Source organism: Alloprevotella sp. oral taxon 473 str. F0040, assembly GCF_000318095.2.
Taxonomy (GTDB): Bacteria; Bacteroidota; Bacteroidia; order Bacteroidales; family Bacteroidaceae; genus Alloprevotella.
Window position 1 is genome coordinate 144,564 of record NZ_KB290716.1, and the last position, 16,812, is coordinate 161,375.

At 49.4% G+C, this 16,812-nt stretch carries 13 protein-coding genes; 2 read left to right on the forward strand and 11 right to left on the reverse strand.

The window, feature by feature from the left end; translation table 11 throughout:
• The 11 genes from HMPREF9999_RS04790 to HMPREF9999_RS04840 all read right to left on the reverse strand — a co-directional run.
• Positions 1-304: hypothetical protein (locus tag HMPREF9999_RS04790; RefSeq protein ID WP_198144621.1), on the reverse strand; the 304-nt coding region annotated here is incomplete at its 3' end.
• A gap of 332 nt (positions 305-636) precedes the next feature.
• Positions 637-1,800 carry an esterase-like activity of phytase family protein gene (locus tag HMPREF9999_RS04795; protein WP_198144622.1) on the reverse strand — a complete coding sequence of 388 codons (1,164 nt, stop codon included), beginning with the start codon at positions 1,798-1,800 and terminating at the stop codon, positions 637-639.
• A 73-nt stretch (positions 1,801-1,873) separates the two neighbouring features.
• Positions 1,874-2,980, reverse strand: coding sequence for a GNAT family N-acetyltransferase (locus tag HMPREF9999_RS04800; RefSeq protein ID WP_044063131.1), 1,107 nt, complete (start codon positions 2,978-2,980; stop codon positions 1,874-1,876).
• A gap of 97 nt (positions 2,981-3,077) precedes the next feature.
• Positions 3,078-3,746 (reverse strand): hypothetical protein, encoded by a 669-nt coding sequence (locus tag HMPREF9999_RS04805; RefSeq protein WP_009437308.1) that lies wholly within the window; start codon positions 3,744-3,746, stop codon positions 3,078-3,080.
• 35 nt (positions 3,747-3,781) lie between these two features.
• Positions 3,782-4,951 (reverse strand): 1-acyl-sn-glycerol-3-phosphate acyltransferase, encoded by a 1,170-nt coding sequence (locus HMPREF9999_RS04810; protein ID WP_009437309.1) that lies wholly within the window; start codon positions 4,949-4,951, stop codon positions 3,782-3,784.
• Between the two features lie 72 nt (positions 4,952-5,023).
• Positions 5,024-6,019 (reverse strand): D-alanine--D-alanine ligase, encoded by a 996-nt coding sequence (locus HMPREF9999_RS04815; protein ID WP_009437310.1) that lies wholly within the window; start codon positions 6,017-6,019, stop codon positions 5,024-5,026.
• Positions 6,020-6,273: 254 nt separating this feature from the next.
• On the reverse strand, positions 6,274-7,386 hold the full coding sequence (locus HMPREF9999_RS04820) for an RluA family pseudouridine synthase (protein WP_009437311.1): 1,113 nt from the start codon (positions 7,384-7,386) through the stop codon (positions 6,274-6,276).
• A gap of 72 nt (positions 7,387-7,458) precedes the next feature.
• Entirely contained in the window at positions 7,459-8,094 is a 636-nt protein-coding gene (locus HMPREF9999_RS04825; RefSeq protein ID WP_009437312.1) for a PASTA domain-containing protein, read from the reverse strand.
• A 211-nt stretch (positions 8,095-8,305) separates the two neighbouring features.
• Positions 8,306-8,464 carry a 50S ribosomal protein L34 gene (rpmH, locus tag HMPREF9999_RS04830; RefSeq protein ID WP_009437314.1) on the reverse strand — a complete coding sequence of 53 codons (159 nt, stop codon included), beginning with the start codon at positions 8,462-8,464 and terminating at the stop codon, positions 8,306-8,308.
• Between the two features lie 210 nt (positions 8,465-8,674).
• A complete protein-coding gene (trpS, locus tag HMPREF9999_RS04835; RefSeq protein WP_009437315.1) occupies positions 8,675-9,769 on the reverse strand; it encodes a tryptophan--tRNA ligase in 1,095 nt (364 codons plus the stop codon).
• Between the two features lie 81 nt (positions 9,770-9,850).
• Positions 9,851-10,732, reverse strand: coding sequence for an MBL fold metallo-hydrolase (locus HMPREF9999_RS04840; protein WP_044063133.1), 882 nt, complete (start codon positions 10,730-10,732; stop codon positions 9,851-9,853).
• A gap of 199 nt (positions 10,733-10,931) precedes the next feature.
• Here HMPREF9999_RS04840 and HMPREF9999_RS04845 point away from each other — a divergent pair, with 199 nt between their 5' ends.
• Both HMPREF9999_RS04845 and HMPREF9999_RS04855 read left to right on the forward strand, forming a co-directional pair.
• Positions 10,932-12,299: an MATE family efflux transporter gene (locus tag HMPREF9999_RS04845; protein WP_009437318.1), complete on the forward strand. Its 1,368-nt coding sequence runs from the start codon at positions 10,932-10,934 to the stop codon at positions 12,297-12,299.
• Between the two features lie 556 nt (positions 12,300-12,855).
• Positions 12,856-16,803: an Ig-like domain-containing protein gene (locus tag HMPREF9999_RS04855; protein ID WP_009437320.1), complete on the forward strand. Its 3,948-nt coding sequence runs from the start codon at positions 12,856-12,858 to the stop codon at positions 16,801-16,803.
• Positions 16,804-16,812: the final 9 nt, after the last annotated feature.

Below are 16,812 nucleotides of genomic sequence, written 5' to 3' on the forward strand. Positions count from 1 at the left end.
TCACCCCTGCTTTGCCCACGAGAGAGAATTTCCCACCGATGGGTTGCTCATAGCTCACCCCACTCAGCACCCCAACTTCGGCAGCAAACTTCGGTTGCGGTGGGTCGGGACTGATGGTGAAATGCGTGGTGCCAATGAGGCTGCCCAATGCATAGAGCAAATTGACGACGAAATCACCTAAACGTTCTGAGGAATCAAGAAATAGCATATTTGTGTCGATGAATGATGGAAGAAGCTTGTGAGAAGAGCTAGAAGAAGTGTGGAAATCATGGGAAGATTGAGGAGAAAATCTCAGAGATTTCATAAAAACTGTGGGAGACTTCTCTTTGCAACTGGGAGATATAGTGAAAACATCTACGAGTCTATCGTCATGGGTGTCTACAGCGCAAGAGAACACTTCGTCGAAGACTCATCTCGCGTACGCGTACGCGAGGAAGGTCATTTTAGGCGGATTTTCGATTGAAAATGCAGAAATCCGACGCGATATAACAGCAAAAAAGTTCTGACAACTTAGTAGTTTAAGTCGAAACACCCTCGTTTTTTAGATTCATAAAGCCATGATATAGGGGGTATGCACAACGAGAAAAGCAGCAGAAGAGGGGTAACGGAAGAGATGCTCAAAGGCAAATTGCGACCTCAATCTGTACATTCGCGATCCAGCACGACCACGCGGAGGAAATCGCGGAGATGCACTCCGCAACGCCCTACTCCATCTTGTGCATCGCTCACACAGAGTATGGTCTGACGGCCGTCTGCCAAACGACGTCCCAAACACATACCTTCATAGTTGGCAAAACCACGACGAAATACATCGAGATGGGTGCGCCACTGTGCCACATCCATCACCTGTGTTTGAGGTGCAAGAGCGTGAAGCAGAGAGGGAGAAAAAACTAAACTGTCTGTTACTGAAGAGGAGATGAGTCTACTTCCCAATCGCTCAGCAAGTTGCACAGCATCAGCAGGAATACACCGCAAACGCAGATGACATTTCGCCCCTATATAGGCTCGGGGCACCGAGAGTTCCCGTTCCATCACGAGTAAAGCTCCATTGGGTAAAAAACAAAGTGCAGTAACGCCATGCAGATAGTATCGAGCTTTCCTTGACAACTGCGGGGCTGCCATGCGATAGGGCAAGATGCGCTGCGCAGAGAAGGTGCTATCCCAAAGGGTGAGGCGAAGGTCGAGAGGCGCAGTGAGAGAGAGGCCTTCTGGACGTGCAGGAGCGTCTACGCGAAGCGGAGATTCACTCGTGCTGCACCACTGGCGGGTGATTACATCATAGGCCAGAGCTTCAAAACCAAGGTTAGTGAAGACACTATCACTCGAGAGATAGGGTGGAATATCCAAAGCTCCCACCCTTTGCTTTGTAGCGGTATCATAAGCCGTGAGCGTTTGATTCCCTTCGTTGGCTACCCACAATAGCTTGTGCTGGGCATCAAATATAAGATCCTCGGCATCATGATCAGCCACTCCTTCGGTAGGAGGACTTTGAAGCGGACGAAAGCCTAATGGGGTCACTTGCTTTACTTGTCCAGTGAGACTATCTTGCTCAATCTTCCACTCGAAATAACCTAAACGAGGGGCTTTGTCGCTGACCACAGCATAATGTCCATTGCCTAAGGGGGTGATGCCACTGTAATTACCTGGCGGAATATTCCATTGCTTCAGAGCTCGTTGAGGGAGCACTTGCGTCAACTGTGCCTGCACAGAGAGCGAAGCAAAAACTAAGACCACCATCCCACTCACCATTGTCGGGAGATGACGACAGAGAGTCTGACAAGCGCGCAGAACATGGTCCATACGCTCTAATAAAAGAAAACACCGGTGGCTTCGTGTCGTGCGAAGCCACCGATGTTTAATCAACACTGATGATTCAATCATTGAGCATAAGGGGCAATTGTACGGGTTGGCTTCCGAGCAAAAGAGCTGCTAGGCCACCAGCAGTGAGCACGTTGTCGGGCCGTTGCTCAAGGATGCGCACTTCGCCCTCAAAGAGTTCGTAGTAACCATTGTTTTCAGGGATGTCTTCATCATTTTCTATGCCAACGGTAAGTTGCAGTCCAGGATGCACACGTCCCAAGAATTGGAGGAAACCCAACACGTCAATCACGCGAGCCATGGCATAGGGTTTTGACTCTTTGAAGCCATGGCCAGGACAACCGCCAGTCACTGCCACTTCGTTCACTTCGAGGAGTTCGCCTATACGACGGCGGAAGTGATAAACCACATTTTGATCGGTGGTGAGCATAAAGCGGATGTGGCCATAGCAATCCTTCTTAGAGGGTTTGCCACTCTTGAGGATGCGAGGTTGTTTGATGACCAAGCAAAATCCCACCATCTTACCGCGACGACGCGCCACCAAGAGTTGTCCTCCTTCTTGCAGATGCGCTTGAATGGCTGTTTCCAAACTATCGCGATCATGACGCACTTCATAGTCATGACGTCCTCCAAAGGTGTTGTAAAAAGTCCACAATTCTCTTCCCAGAGTGGTTTCGGGCAGGATGTCTAAATTGAGATCAGGACGATAATTTTCGGGGACATCAAAAGGAACGAGCAAGCGATGCGTAGCCGTCCAGTAACTACCTAGTTGCTCCTTCTCGATGGCTTTGCGCTGTTTCTCATCTTGTGGTATGAAAAAACTAAGCAATTGCCCTTCTTCATACATCTTTCGATGGGCTTGGCGCAGCAATTCTGCCGTGAGCTGCTGCTGTTGGGCACCTGCTTCTGCGCATAGTCCGTTGAGATGCCCCACTGATAGAGCCTTTCCACCGAAGAGAAACTTGTAAGGAAGCACTTGCACGGCAGCTTGCACTTTGCCATCGTGGCGCACCGTCACATTGCGCTCATCGGCATAGCGACGTTGAAAGTAGAGATCGAGGAATTCAGGCGTGGCTTCGGGGTTAGCAACTTCCCACAAAGCACGCGTTTGTTGCTGTATGTTTTCTGGTGATAGGAGCATGCGAGAGGTGGTTTTAGACAAATATATTTATATATGAATCAAAATACTGCTGAGAATATGGCTATTAGCTTAGCGGAGGGAGGTATCGTTCGCCTCTTTCATACCTCAAAAATGGGGGTCAATAGGCAAAGGTCTGCGTGTGCACCCCTTTGAGCGTGTTGAGTTGCACCACTATGCTATCCCGCCCTGCAAGGAGCCATTGAGAGAAAGGCTCGAGGGGGCAAGAGAGATAGGCTTCTTGCGAATAGTCCTGCCTATCGGCATGGGCATTGTGATAAAGTTGCAACTGGAGTTTCCGATGTCCATCGGCCTGTTGCGAGAGGCCACGAAAGGCCCATCCGATGGTGTGCTCTCCATGAAAACTCTTGGGAATGCCAAATCGGAGATTCAGGAATGTCTTACTCTTCCACAGCGACAACAGCTGAACAGGTGCATCGCGCAGCTCTTGTTCTTTCAGCTGCACAGGGTTTGCCGTGGGGATTCTCACCACGTGGCGCACCCACACTTGCGAAGAAGATTCTATGGGTCGGTAAGTGGCCAGCACCCGATAGGTGGTATCGGCGCGTACACCACGAAGTTGATTGGTGACCGATAGCCTCTTTCCTTCATCTGTCACCAAGTCTGTGATGACGGCTCTCGCATCAGTGCGCACCATCATGAGATCACTGCGCAAGGGTTCGAGAGGGGTTTCTTCATTGGCGCATTGTGCCAGTAGCAAGCCTCCCATCGCCCATAAGATGAGGAGGAGCAAACGAGTGAAAAAAGGCTTTAAAGGAATAGGCAACATGATGAAACGAGTGCGGATTATGCTAAGCGGAGAGATTAACCTTCGTGCGCTTTAAGGTAGTTGTAGAGAGGATTGGCATACATGGTGAGCATGCGTTCGCGCAGATAAGCCTCATCCTTGTTGGGCAAATCGATAAGATCGAGTCTACTTTGAAGATATTTTTCAAAGCGCGCCACATCTTTGGCCGTGTAGTGGGTTGCAAATCGCTGTCCTCCTTCGAGAAGGTCGGCTGCCACATAGTTGTTGGGATACAACTCGTAGCCTGCATGGATGTAGCTGTCAATACGCGCAGCCACCGCCTCAAAGAATTCTTTGGCAGGAAGGTCTTTATATTCTTCCAACCATTGGTTGATGCTGCCAGCCGTTCGGTAGTGCACACGCCCTTTCTTGCCGAGGATACCCACCCGCATGTTGTCGAGGTCGTCTTGCTTCGACTTTTTAAACGTGGCATCATCGCGTTTTTGCTGAAACTCTTTGGCTTTCAGATAGTCACAAGGGTCATATTCATAAGAAATGGTGAGGGGTACCAAATCCATGTGACGGAGATTTTCATAATGATCTCCCTCGCCTCCGAGTGTCATCATGCGGAGCACAGCAGGTTGTGTGCGGTCGCTAGAGTCTTTCGCACGGCCTTCGCGCTGCGCAATCCAAATGTTGTCTTCACGCGTGCCGAGGACGTAGTGCATATATCGGCTCATGTGTTTACTCGCTTCAAGCAGTTGACGAGCACCCACGGAGCGGCGCACAAGAAAAGCTTTGTTCATGCGCACAAACTGCTCAATCCAAGGGTGAACCAAGAGATTGTCACCAATAGCAATTTGGGCTGTGTTAGGAAATCCGTGGTCAATCAGCAACACATCAAGCATTGCCACATCGAGCACAATGTCACGGTGATTGGAGATGTAGGTATATCCTGCTCGCTTCTCTTGGAGCGCGCTGTGGTCTAGTTTCACTCCTTTGGTGGTGCGCCACATGAGGAGATGCATGGCACGGAGCATATAGCGTTTCTGAAAACCTAGCGCACTATTCACCCCTAGGAAGGTGAAACGCAGGAAAGCGCGAATCCAGCTTACGGGCAACCAGGGCACAAAACCGCGGAGCACGCGCATGAAAAGACGGTCGTGGAGCAGTTTTTGAAAGCTTGGGCGTATCTCGGCATCGGTGCGCGGCCGGATATCGTCAAACTCCGCAGGAATATGTTGCATAGTAGCTACGTATTAGGTGGATTCTTTGATAAATTGTTATGATGGCTCGCATCCAGGAGATATATGTTCCGACTATGCGAACTTGCCCTCGATGATTTCAGAGAGTACATCGGCTATCTCAAACTCAGAAGCGCGAACTTGCTGAGGAATGAACGAGGCTGGGGTCATGCCAGGCGTGGTGTTGATCTCGAGCAAATTGATTTGTTCGTTGCCTTTCTCGCCCGAGAGGATGTAGTCGATGCGTATGATGCCATAGCAATCGAGCTGGCGATAGATATATTGTGTCATTTTGCTCACACGAGCCGCCGTTTCGGGAGCGATACGCGCAGGAGTGATTTCGTCACTCTTACCTTCGTATTTGGCTTCATAGTCGAAGAACTCTACTCCCTTCACCACTACTTCTGTGATGGGGAAGGTGACTACCTCTCCATTCTTGCGACGGAAACAGCCACAAGTGATTTCTGTGCCGACCAACAATCGCTCGATCATCACCTCATCACTCTCGTTCATGGCCTTTTCGATGGCAGGAAGCACGTCAGCTTCGGTCTTCACCTTCGTCACACCAAAGGAACTACCACCAGCATTGGGTTTGATGAAGCAGGGAAGGCCCACTCGCTCTACGACCTCAGAGGCTGTGGGCAAAGTCATGCCACGGCGCACCATGATGCTATCACTCACATGGAGATTAGGAAGGGAACGGAGATAATTGTTGAGGGCAAATTTATTGAAGGTCAAGGCCTCTACCAACACACCGCTGGTGCTATAGGGAAGACCAATAAGGTCGAAATAGCCTTGAAGTATGCCATTCTCACCAGGGGTGCCGTGAATGGTGATGTAGGCAAAGTCGAAAGTGCGACGTTCGCCTTGATATTGATAGGAGAAGTCGTGGAGATTCATGGGAATCTTCTCGTCTTCTACAAGAACTTGCATGGCGTTGCCACGCTGTTCTACGATGTAGCAATCATATTTTTCGGCATCCATAAACGAAAGGATACCTGCCGCGCTGCGCAGCGACACATCATGCTCAGAGGAATCACCTCCGGCAATAATAGCGATTTGCTTCTTCATTGAGATATATAGGAATTAGCGATGCAATGGATGGGAAGCTGAAGTGCAAACTTATTGCTTCGGCTTTAAGATGCTGGAGAATTTAACCTAAAGAAGGTGAGATCTTTATCCAAAGAATGGAAAACTTTAGCCAAAGAAGAATTGAGTGCAATCCAAAGAATGAGCAACTTCAACTTATAAAGAGGATTTTTCTACCCAAAAGTGGAATAATCCATCCACGAAAGAGAGGTTTCAACGATGAAACCCGCAAAAGTTTAGAGACTCTTTTGTAGTCCCCCGATATAGGTGCGCCATTTCTCGAGGAGTGCCACGATGTCATCGGCAAGTGGTGAGGTAAAATCCATCTCCTCTCCCGTGGTGGGGTGCTGAAATCCAAGGGTCAAGGCATGCAGCACTTGACGGGGACAGAGACTCATGCAGTTGTGGATAAAACTCTTATAGGTGCCACTGTTGGTGCCCCAGAGTATTTGATGTCCGCCGTAGCGTTCGTCGGCAAAGAGGGGATGTCCGAGATGCTTCATGTGAGCGCGGATTTGGTGCGTACGACCTGTTTCGAGCACACACTCCACCAGCGTGACATATCCAAAGCGTTCTAACACGCGATAATGGGTCACTGCAGGTTTGCCAATGCCGCTGTCCACAGGGAAGACCGACATTTGCATGCGATCTTTCGGATTGCGCCCGATATTGCCTTCGATGCGGCCTTCATCGGCTTGAACATTACCCCCCACCAAAGCACGATATTTGCGACGCGTTGTCTTGTGGAAGAACTGCGCACAAAGACTTGTCTTGGCCTCTGGCGTTTTTGCCACCACGAGCAAGCCGCTTGTGTCTTTGTCGATGCGATGCACCAGCCCCACTGTGGGATCGTTGGGATCATAGTCTGGATTGTCGCGCAGGTGCCAAGCAAGGCCGTTGACCAAAGTACCACTATAGTTGCCACAACCTGGGTGAACCACGAGGCCAGCAGGCTTGTTGATTACAATGAGTTGGTCGTCCTCGTAAACAATTTCTAGCGGCATCTCCTCAGGTTTGATACTGCTGTCAAACTTAGGGCGATTGAGCATCAAAGTCACCACATCATTGGGCTTGACACGGTAGTTGCTCTTCACAGCACGCCCATTGACATGGATGCACCCTGCTTCGGCAGCCGCTTGGATGCGATTGCGCGAGGTGTCGTGCATGAGATTGATGAGAAACTTATCGACACGCAAGAGTTGCTGTCCTTTATCGGCCACCACTCGATAGTGTTCATAGAGCTCACCCTCGCCCGAAGTAGCGGTTATCTCCACCTCCTCATTAGAAGGAGCAGGCATTTCGAGCTCGTCAAAATCAAGTTCTTCTTCAAAACTCATGTTTTGCGTCATATAAATGGGCTAAATGAATGTATGGAAAAGCCGTCCTACTAAAGACTGCTCTTAGAATAGACAAAAAAAGAATTATTCCTCGCCCACTAGCATGGTGGTGTCGCGAGAGAAATAAATGCGGTCGAGAGAGTCATTGCCATTGAACACCTCTTCTTCTGCACCATCTCCTACCACCAGTGTAAGGGGGATGTTGACATTTAGACGTTCGCCAGTGCGCACCTCCTTACCGCGCGCCTCAACAGCGTAGACCCAATCGCGGTCACCGCGGATGCGACGAATGGGAGTCAATCGAAAGCCCAGCACCTCCAAACGCATCTTCGCTTCTCGCAAAGAACAGTTGTCGGCGATGTCAGGAAGTGCCACAGGACGTGGAGAACCAGCATTGACCGTGAGATGGATGAGGCGATTCATTTTGACCTCATAGCCTGGTAAAAGGTCTTGGTCTAGAATCACATCGGCTAGTTCACGGGGGTTATAGCCCGTGTCCACCACCTCGGCACGCAAGCCCATAGCCTCTAGTTTGCGTATGGCTACCTCTGCTCGCTGTCCGCGCACATCAGGCACAGCGATAGTCTCGCCGTGATACGTATAAAAATGAAGAAAGACAAACAAGCCGACCACTACCACCACAAGGGTAATGAACATGGCAAGGAGATTGCCCCACAAATATCGCCCTGTCAGTCTTTGGTAAAATTCTTTGAAGGTCATAACTCTGCAAAGTTACTGCAATATCTCCAATATACAAAATATCTTTCACACAGAATGAAAGCACGCGTTTTCGATTTTGAATCTACGTTACAGCACAACCGAGAAGGCATGCTTAGGAGAGGCATACAGAAGCACCAAACACAACACAAAAAAGAGCAACTCTTGCGAGCTGCTCTTGTAGGAGTTGTTCTGTCTGAACGAGGGAGAAGGATTACTTCTTACCGTGTACTTCATCAGATACAGTGAGCTTCTTGCGGCCCTTAGCGCGACGAGAAGCCAAAACACGACGACCGTTAGCAGTCGCCATACGCTGGCGGAAACCATGCTTGTTGTTTCGCTTGCGATTGTGGGGTTGGAACGTTCTTTTCATTGTTGTTTATATCGATATTATTATTATTCGGAGGTGATGACCTGAACCATCCGAAGACAACTTAGGCCATTCGAGGTGCAAAGGTAGCATATTTTCTTGGCACAACCAAGAAATCTGCGTATTTTTCACACGCAGCTCCACTTTTCCTTTTCAACCTCGCAGAAAAACTTTGCTTTTCTAGGCAGTTAATCTTCGATAAGATAGGACTCTTTAGTCTTGAGCAAAACGCTTTACTTGTTCTGCAATCAACGCTTCATCATCGAAATAGTTGATTTTCATAGCGCGACGCACGTCGGCTAGCGTGTCAGCGGCCACAGCACGAGCATCTTCACAACCACGACGGAGCATGTCGTAGATAGCAGGGATATCCTTTTGGAACTCTAGGCGACGAGCGCGGATAGGTTCAAGGGTTTCGTTGAGCACCTTCTCAAGAAATTTCTTGCACTTCACATCACCGAGACCGCCACGCATGTAGTGCGCCTTCATCTCATCGAGATTAGCATAGTCGGGGAGGTAAAGACCGAAATGTTCATCGCGGCAGAAAGCATCGAGATAGGTGAAAACGGTGTTACCCTCCACGTGTCCAGGGTCATTGACAGAGAGGTGAGTGGGGTCGGTGTACATCACCTTCACTTTCTTACCCATTTCCTCAGCCGTCTCAGAGAGGTAGATGCAATTGCCCAAAGACTTAGACATCTTAGCCTTTCCATCAATACCAGGAAGGCGCATGCAAGCCTGATTGTCAGGGAGCATGATGTTAGGTTCGATGAGGGTGTCGCCATAGATGTGATTGAAACGGCGCACAATTTCTGTGGCTTGTTCAATCATGGGGCGTTGGTCTTCCCCCACGGGCACCACGTTGGCGCGGAAAGCTGCGATGTCAGCAGCTTGCGACACAGGATAGGTGAAAAAGCCTACGGGGATGCTTCCTTCAAATCCACGCATACCGATTTCGGTTTTCACCGTTGGGTTGCGCTGCAAACGGCTCACCGTAACCAAATTTTGGAAGTAGAAAGCCAACTCACAAAGTTCGGGAATCTGGCTTTGGATAAAGATAGTGACCTTCTCGGGATCGAGACCACAAGCTAGGTAGTCAAGGGCTACTTCGATAACGTTTTGGCGCACCTTCTCGGGATTGTCCGTGTTGTCGGTCAAGGCTTGTGCATCGGCAATGAAGACAAACATCTTGTCGAAGTCACCTTGGTTTTGAAGTTCTACGCGACGACGTAACGAACCCACGTAGTGTCCGATGTGAAGACGGCCAGTGGGACGGTCGCCCGTTAGCATGATTTTTGGAGTTGCCATAGGGTTTATTCTTTCTTTTGGCTGCAAAATTACAATTTTTGAGCGGATTGACCAACTAGCTTGGCGGAATTGCCCATGCTTTTAGCAGTCTATGGTCAGTCCGTCGTAGGCAAAGCGGAAACCTTCGGGCAGTTGCTCATCCCTATCGGCTTGTTTGCCTGCTGTGTGACACATGTGAATGAAATAGGTGCGCTTGGCTCCTACTTTTCGCCCAAAGGCTATGGCCTCTTCAATGGTTTGATGCGTGGCATGTGGCTCATCGCGTAGCGCGCTCACCACGAGAGTTTCCACCCCTTCAAGTTTCCCCCACTCCTGCTCGCCCAGTTGAGACATGTCGGTGAGATAGGCCAATGGTCCGATGCGATAACCGAGGATGGGCAATTTGCCATGATACACTCTGACCGGGACAATCTCGTTGTCGCCTATGGTGATGGATTGATGCTCCTCCAGTGGGTTCATGGTGAGTTTGGGAGCACCGGGATAATGTTTCTCGCCAAACACATAGCCCATGTGGTTGATGATGGTCTCAGCCACGTTAGGCTCAGCCCAAACATCTATGGAATGAAAATAGCTAAAGGGGCGCAAATCGTCTAGTCCCGCCACATGGTCAAAATGCTCGTGGGTGAGCAGCACCGCCTCTATGCGCGGCATGGCATAGTCAAAGCGAGGGGCTTCGTGCAGCCCCATCTTGCGTGCTTGTTCGTCGCTCATCTCGCTCATCTTGCGCACAGAATAAGGCACCGACCTGTCGTCGGTGTAGGGATGCTCTGCGATGAATCGGAGCATCTGTGTGCGAAAGTCTGGACCGCAATCGATGAGAATGAGTCGATGGTCATCGGTCTCCAACAATGCTGAGCAGCGCAGCCGCTTATCTCGCGGATCTTCCGACCGACAAACACTGCATGAGCAGCCCATTTGTGGGACACCGATAGAAGTGCCCGTGCCTAAGAAATGAAGTTTCATTCTTCTTTATACTGATTTTGAACGCGAAGTTACGCATTTCTACTGGGGCAATCAAGTTTATCTAACCCGAAATCCGTATCTTTGCAAATCCATTTTATCGAGAAGCTATCTCTTTTCCGAAAACTAACCACCGACTACGTCAAGTGAGGCTCGCCAGACTTTTCGCCTCAGCTTCGTACGATTACGCTATTTCTACTATATGTCGCAGGACACTCACTCATCTGACCACACGAATTTCCTTTCCCACTACTCCTTTCGAGACATTTGGAAAATCGCATTCCCCGTGCTTATTAGTGCACTGGTGGAGCAATTGGTGGGCATGACCGACACGGCCTTCTTGGGGCGCGTGGGAGAAATCGAACTAGGTGCTTCCGCCTTGGGTGGCATCTTCTTCATCGTGGTGTTTATGCTCATCTTAGGTTTTTGTTCTGGCGCACAAATCCTGATGGGACGTCGCAACGGCGAGCAGAACTACCAAGACATCGGCGTGGTGTTCTACCACAGCCTGGCCTTCCTCACCGTCACTTCCACGCTGGTACTCCTCTTCATCCAAACCGCAGGACCCTATCTTTTGGCAAGACTCATCAGCAACCCTCAAGTGTTTGAAGCCTCATGGACTTATCTGGAGTGGCGCATGTGGGGCATCTACTTCAGCATGGTCGCTTGCCTCTTTCGCGCATTCTTTGTGGCCACCACACAAACGGGGACGCTCAAGTTCAACTCTATCGTGATGGTGCTGAGCAATGTGGTGTTCGACTACTTGCTTATTTTTGGTCACTTCGGATTTCCCCAACTCGGCATCGCTGGAGCCGCCATCGCCTCTTCGTTGGCCAGCGGATTTTCTATGCTCTTTTTCATCGGATATACGTGGTGGAAAGTAGACTACCACAAATATGCGCTACACCGACTACCCAAATTCAAGTGGAGTCTTCTGGGCAAGATGCTCAACATCTCCATTTGGACGATGGTGCAAAACTTCTTGTCCCTCGCCACTTGGTTCATTTTCTTCATCGCTGTGGAGCATTTGGGCTCGCGCGAACTGGCAGCTACCAACGTGATGCGCGCCATCTCCAACTTCATGTTCGTCACCCTTGTGGCGTTTGCCTCCACAGCCTCTACCCTCACCTCCAACCTCCTTGGAGCAGACCATCGAGAAGCGGTGGTGCCCATGATTAAGCGTGCCACTCTCATGGCCGTGGTGGGCATCGTGCCCTTGTGGGTCATCTTGTGGATATTCCCAGAACCTATCATCGGCATCTTCACCAACGAAGCTCCCACCATTGCGGCTTGCATCGAACCCCTCCGTGTGCTGAGTGTGAGTTCCACCCTACTCATTCCAGGCTACATTCTTTTCAATTGCATCTCTGGCTCGGGCAACACGCGCTCTGCTCTCGTCATCGAACTCATCGCCCTCTTTTTCTACACCATCTACGTGGGTTATGTGATTTTCCATTTGCGCTGCAGCCTCACCATAGCTTGGTGTGCAGAACTCCTCTATTCACTCACCCTACTCCTTGGGAGTTTTCTCTACATGCGCCGCGGCACTTGGCTCAACAAGAAAATCTAATTATTACAATCCTGGTGCGAGTGCTACTAATAACCACGCACCACTCTTAAAAGGTCTTACCGCTTTATCCTCCTTTTTCTACGAACAACGTCCGTGTCAAGTGATGCTATCTTGACACGGACGTTGCTATTTCTCCCTCCCCCAAAAGCTCCTCTTGCCTCTCTCCAACAAAAGAATGACTTGAACTCTCCGAGATTTCCAAAAAATGCTCGGATTTTTCCCAACTTATCTCCGACATTTTTCTAATGCACTCCGACTTTAGCTCATATATCTCGGAGTTTTTGCTCATTTCTTTTTCGACAATCTCAAACCCCCCCAACCGATGATGCTTGCTTTTGCCTCGTCTTCTGGTCACGTCATATTTTATTTTCCACCTGCGACAATAGCATATTTTTGCAAGAAACTGCAATCTACACCTATAAAAACACACCTATTCATTGGGTAAAATGAAAGATTTGTGTATATTTGCCGCAACTTTCAAGAATTTCCTTTAAATTCTTATTCAAATCTAGCACGCAAGAAACATTATTGTACCATAAAAGCAGTCTATTTGTCCATGAATAGAAAAACGACTACGATGGCACTCTCTGCCGCCCTCCTCACACTTGCCTTGCAAATCCCTTCTGCCAAGGCGCAAAGTGTGATTTTCCCACAAACACAACAAGCTGGCGTAGCACTTCTAGAACATAGTGGAACAAACTATGTGCTGAAGAATCAGCTCCTCACAGCCACTTTCACACTGCAAGGTCAGCAACTTCGCTTCGGAGGATGCCCTGAAATGGATTTGAAAGCAGGGACAGAACTCTTTGAACTACGCCTCGGAAATGGAAACGAAGTGATAAAGTCGTCTGAAATGACACTCGTGGGTGGGGTAAAAGAAATAAATTATGTTGCCAACGCCAAAGCAACTCGTGGCGCAGAGAAACTTCCTGGAAAGGCCATCGAAGCTACCTTCACCAAAGACAAACTTACTGTGACATGGCGCGCTATCCTCAGAGATGGTAGCCACTACATTCGCACCGAAATCGAACTCAAGGCCTCCGATAACGTGAAAATGAATGCAGTGCTTCCCATGCTCTACGAAGTGGATGCCGTGAAAGCTAAATCCACCCCTAAAGTAGTGGGCAACACGCGAGGGGCTGTGCTGTTAAGCGACAAGATTTTTGCTGGACTTGAAACTCCTACGGGCAAGAATTCTGTGGGTGGTGTAGAGAGCGAAGGAGATTTTTCGCCCACTTCATGGACTGACCAGTCTTTTTCATGGACACCTGGTGAGGCTACTCCCAAAGACTTGCTGCAGCAATTTAAGACTGACGAAATCGTAGGTACTCGAGGATACGTTAACTTCAAAGAAAAGGGCGAACAGCATTTTACTTTCACCTACAAAGGAGGAACACACCGTCTCAACATCATTGGTGTCGATGTGGTGAACCTCCAAGGAGAAGTTGTGGCTAAAGACTACCACACAGGTTATGCTGGTGGCAATCATAGCAACAACAAATATACGCTCAACATTCCCGAAGCTGGTGTCTACACTCTTCGCTATTTTGTAGAAACCAAGACCGAGACAATCACCTCTAACGGACAGATCTCGCTCTCTAAACCTCTTGGTAAAGTGGTGGTGGTGAAAGATTTGCTACCAGGTTCGGAACTTCAATACAAAAAGGCCGAAAAAGAGGCAGCTCCCACCGAACCCGCCAAAGAAGGTAGCCAGACCATGGGAGAAAATGCTGTGTTGAAAACCAAGTGGGCAGCATCGGATTGGCAACCCGTAAAGCATTATCCTTCGCGTGTGGGAGAGCTGGGCTATGAGGCTGGTCATACTCGACAAATAGAAGTACCTGTGTATTTCACGGCACTTGGTGTCATGACTACAGAGTTCCAATATAAGAGTGGAAATCACGCACTCAATCTCGTGGGTGTCGACCTTCTTGATGCAGATGGCAAAGCGGTAGCTTATGATTATCACAAAGGAAAGACCGGAACTCAAAACAACCGCAACACTTTCCAATTCAATGTTCCTTTCTCAGGTAACTATACCCTGCGTTTCTTGGCGCAAACCAAAGACGAGGCTATCAATTCGAACGGAGAAATCAACGTAACGCTTCAACAAACCGACACCTTGCACCTCGCAGCCGCAGAGAGTGTGGCGTTGCAAGGATTGTGGAGTCGCAACACCACACTTCTTCCTTCACAACCATGGAAAGTGAGTTCGGTGGTGGGACTTGTGGCCAAAGAGCAACCCCGTCGTTCGTTCCTCGCCTACAGCGAGCGTGAGCGTGCTGTGCCCTGGCGTGCCATGCCTGCCTATATCTCTTGGTACGAGCTTAACATCGATCGCAACAATGACCGCAACTACACAGGCAATATGCACGACTATCAGTGCGAAGATGTGGTGCGTGAATGGAAAAAGCAGCTTTATGACCGCTACAAAGTGGGCGTAAACTCCTTTGTCTGGGACGATGGTTGGGATCAATATGGCACATGGACATTCAATAAAAACTTCCCCAATGGATTTGCAGAAACAGACCGTTTAGCGCAATCTATGGGTTCAGGCATCGGTGCTTGGCTTGGGCCTGTTGGTGGTTATGGACAGAGTGGTAACTACCGCCGAGCTTATTGGAACGGTAAGGGTGGCATGCAACTCTCTAACCCTGAATACTACAAGGTCTTCACCGAAGCAATCACCGACCTTTGCAACAAGCGCAACTATGATTTCCGCTTCTTCAAGTTTGATGGTATCAGTGATCTCTTCTCTGCTACTGGCCCCAAAAACGATGCCAATGGCGATGAGAATGCAGAAGGTATCATCAATGCAGAACGCATGGTGCGCGAAACCATCAAGCCCGACATCTTCTTCAACACTACAGTCGGCACCTGGGCATCTCCTTTCTGGTTCCAATACACCGATGCGGTGTGGCGTCAAGAAAATGACTATGGTGAAATCGGAAACCAAGGCACCGACCGTGAAAAGTGGATCACTTATCGCGACCGCTTGGTGTACCAAAACTTTGTGCAAAACTCTCCTATCTGTCCCATCAACACACTGATGACGCACGGATTCATCCTCTCCGATTTTGGCAATGTCTCCAAATCGCGTGACTATGACGGCATCGTGCGCGAACTCCGTTGTGCCTTCGCTTGTGGTTCTGGTATGGTGGAACTCTACAACGACTACGCGCTGATGAATCGCATCCATGGTGGACGTCTGTGGGGCGACCTTGCAGAGTGCTTGCAATGGCAGAAAAACAATGCCGATGTGTTACCCGATGCTCACTGGGTAGGCGGAAATCCTTGGACGGGTTCTAAAGCGGAAGTCTACGGCTGGGCTTCTTGGAATGGCCCGAAAGCCACTCTCGCACTGCGCAATCCCGCTGCTACGCCACAAGTATTCAAAACCACTTTGCGCAAAGCCCTCGAAGTGCCTGCACACGTGACAGACACCTACATCTTCACTAAGGCCTTCGGTAACCAAGCAGCCCTTGAAGGCTTACAAGAAGGACAAGCCATCAATCTCGACACCGAGCTCACCCTAACTCTCCCTGCTTCATCTGTGTTTGTGTTTGATGGTCGTGAGAGCAAAGTCCCAGCGGTAGCCACCACAGGCATCACTTTTGAGAATGCTCCTGTGGAAGTGGCTCCTGGACAGCACAAAGCTCTCGTGTGGTTCTTGGCTCCCACTAATGCTACAGATAAGACTTTGCAGTGGACTTCTGAAAACCCAGAAATCGCAACCATTAAAGATGGTGTGGTGTATGGTGTGAAGGAAGGTGAAGCTACGTTCAAAGTGACCACTTCTGGTGGACAGTCTGCTACCATCAAGGTTCAGGTGAAGAAACCTCTCTATGCGCTCAACTTTGATGCCAATGCCAATACGACAAACAAAGGACGTACGCTCAAAAACTTGGTATTCACACTAGCTGATGGCAATAAGGTGACCTACACGATGCCAAACAACAAGAAGGCTTATGTGGACTTGACCACCGATGCTTCCCAATATCTCAAAGTGGAAGAAGGCGGTACTCTGGTGACTTCTCAAGTGAACTGGCAAGGTAGCTGGATGCACGCATACTTCTATCTCGATGCTGACCAAAGCGGACAATTTGAAGTGGAAAATATCTCTGACCCCGAACTCGTGGCTTGCAGCTACTACCACAACGAACAAAAGAATGCTGACGGAGTGAGCTCACAATCCAACAACAACCCTGGCATGTCGAGAGAGTTTTCCTTCAAGGCTCCCGAAAAGGCTGGACGCTACCGCCTTCGTTTCAAGATCGACTGGGACAACATTGATGCAGGTGGTTCTATTGCTGAAGGCAATACGCTCTTGGGTAACGATGGTAAAGTGGTGGATATCCTAGTCGAAGTGGTGAATCCTTCTGGCATTAAGGCTAACACTACGAATGCTGCCACTACCCCTCAGACTTACACCCTCTCTGGTCGCCAAACATCTACCCCCGACCATGGTGTTTACATTGTAAATGGTCGCAAAGTGGTGAAATAACTTTCGACA

Excerpts from the sequence above, each read along its gene's own strand:
- HMPREF9999_RS04795 (WP_198144622.1), bottom strand. The coding sequence starts at position 1,800 with ATGGACCATGTTCTGCGCGCTTGTCAGACTCTCTGTCGTCATCTCCCG.
- HMPREF9999_RS04805 (WP_009437308.1), bottom strand. The coding sequence starts at position 3,746 with ATGTTGCCTATTCCTTTAAAGCCTTTTTTCACTCGTTTGCTCCTCCTC.
- HMPREF9999_RS04810 (WP_009437309.1), bottom strand. The coding sequence starts at position 4,951 with ATGCAACATATTCCTGCGGAGTTTGACGATATCCGGCCGCGCACCGAT.
- HMPREF9999_RS04815 (WP_009437310.1), bottom strand. The coding sequence starts at position 6,019 with ATGAAGAAGCAAATCGCTATTATTGCCGGAGGTGATTCCTCTGAGCAT.
- HMPREF9999_RS04820 (WP_009437311.1), bottom strand. The coding sequence starts at position 7,386 with ATGACGCAAAACATGAGTTTTGAAGAAGAACTTGATTTTGACGAGCTC.
- HMPREF9999_RS04825 (WP_009437312.1), bottom strand. The coding sequence starts at position 8,094 with ATGACCTTCAAAGAATTTTACCAAAGACTGACAGGGCGATATTTGTGG.
- rpmH (WP_009437314.1), bottom strand. The coding sequence starts at position 8,464 with ATGAAAAGAACGTTCCAACCCCACAATCGCAAGCGAAACAACAAGCAT.
- trpS (WP_009437315.1), bottom strand. The coding sequence starts at position 9,769 with ATGGCAACTCCAAAAATCATGCTAACGGGCGACCGTCCCACTGGCCGT.
- HMPREF9999_RS04840 (WP_044063133.1), bottom strand. The coding sequence starts at position 10,732 with ATGAAACTTCATTTCTTAGGCACGGGCACTTCTATCGGTGTCCCACAA.
- HMPREF9999_RS04845 (WP_009437318.1), top strand. The coding sequence starts at position 10,932 with ATGTCGCAGGACACTCACTCATCTGACCACACGAATTTCCTTTCCCAC.
- HMPREF9999_RS04855 (WP_009437320.1), top strand. The coding sequence starts at position 12,856 with ATGAATAGAAAAACGACTACGATGGCACTCTCTGCCGCCCTCCTCACA.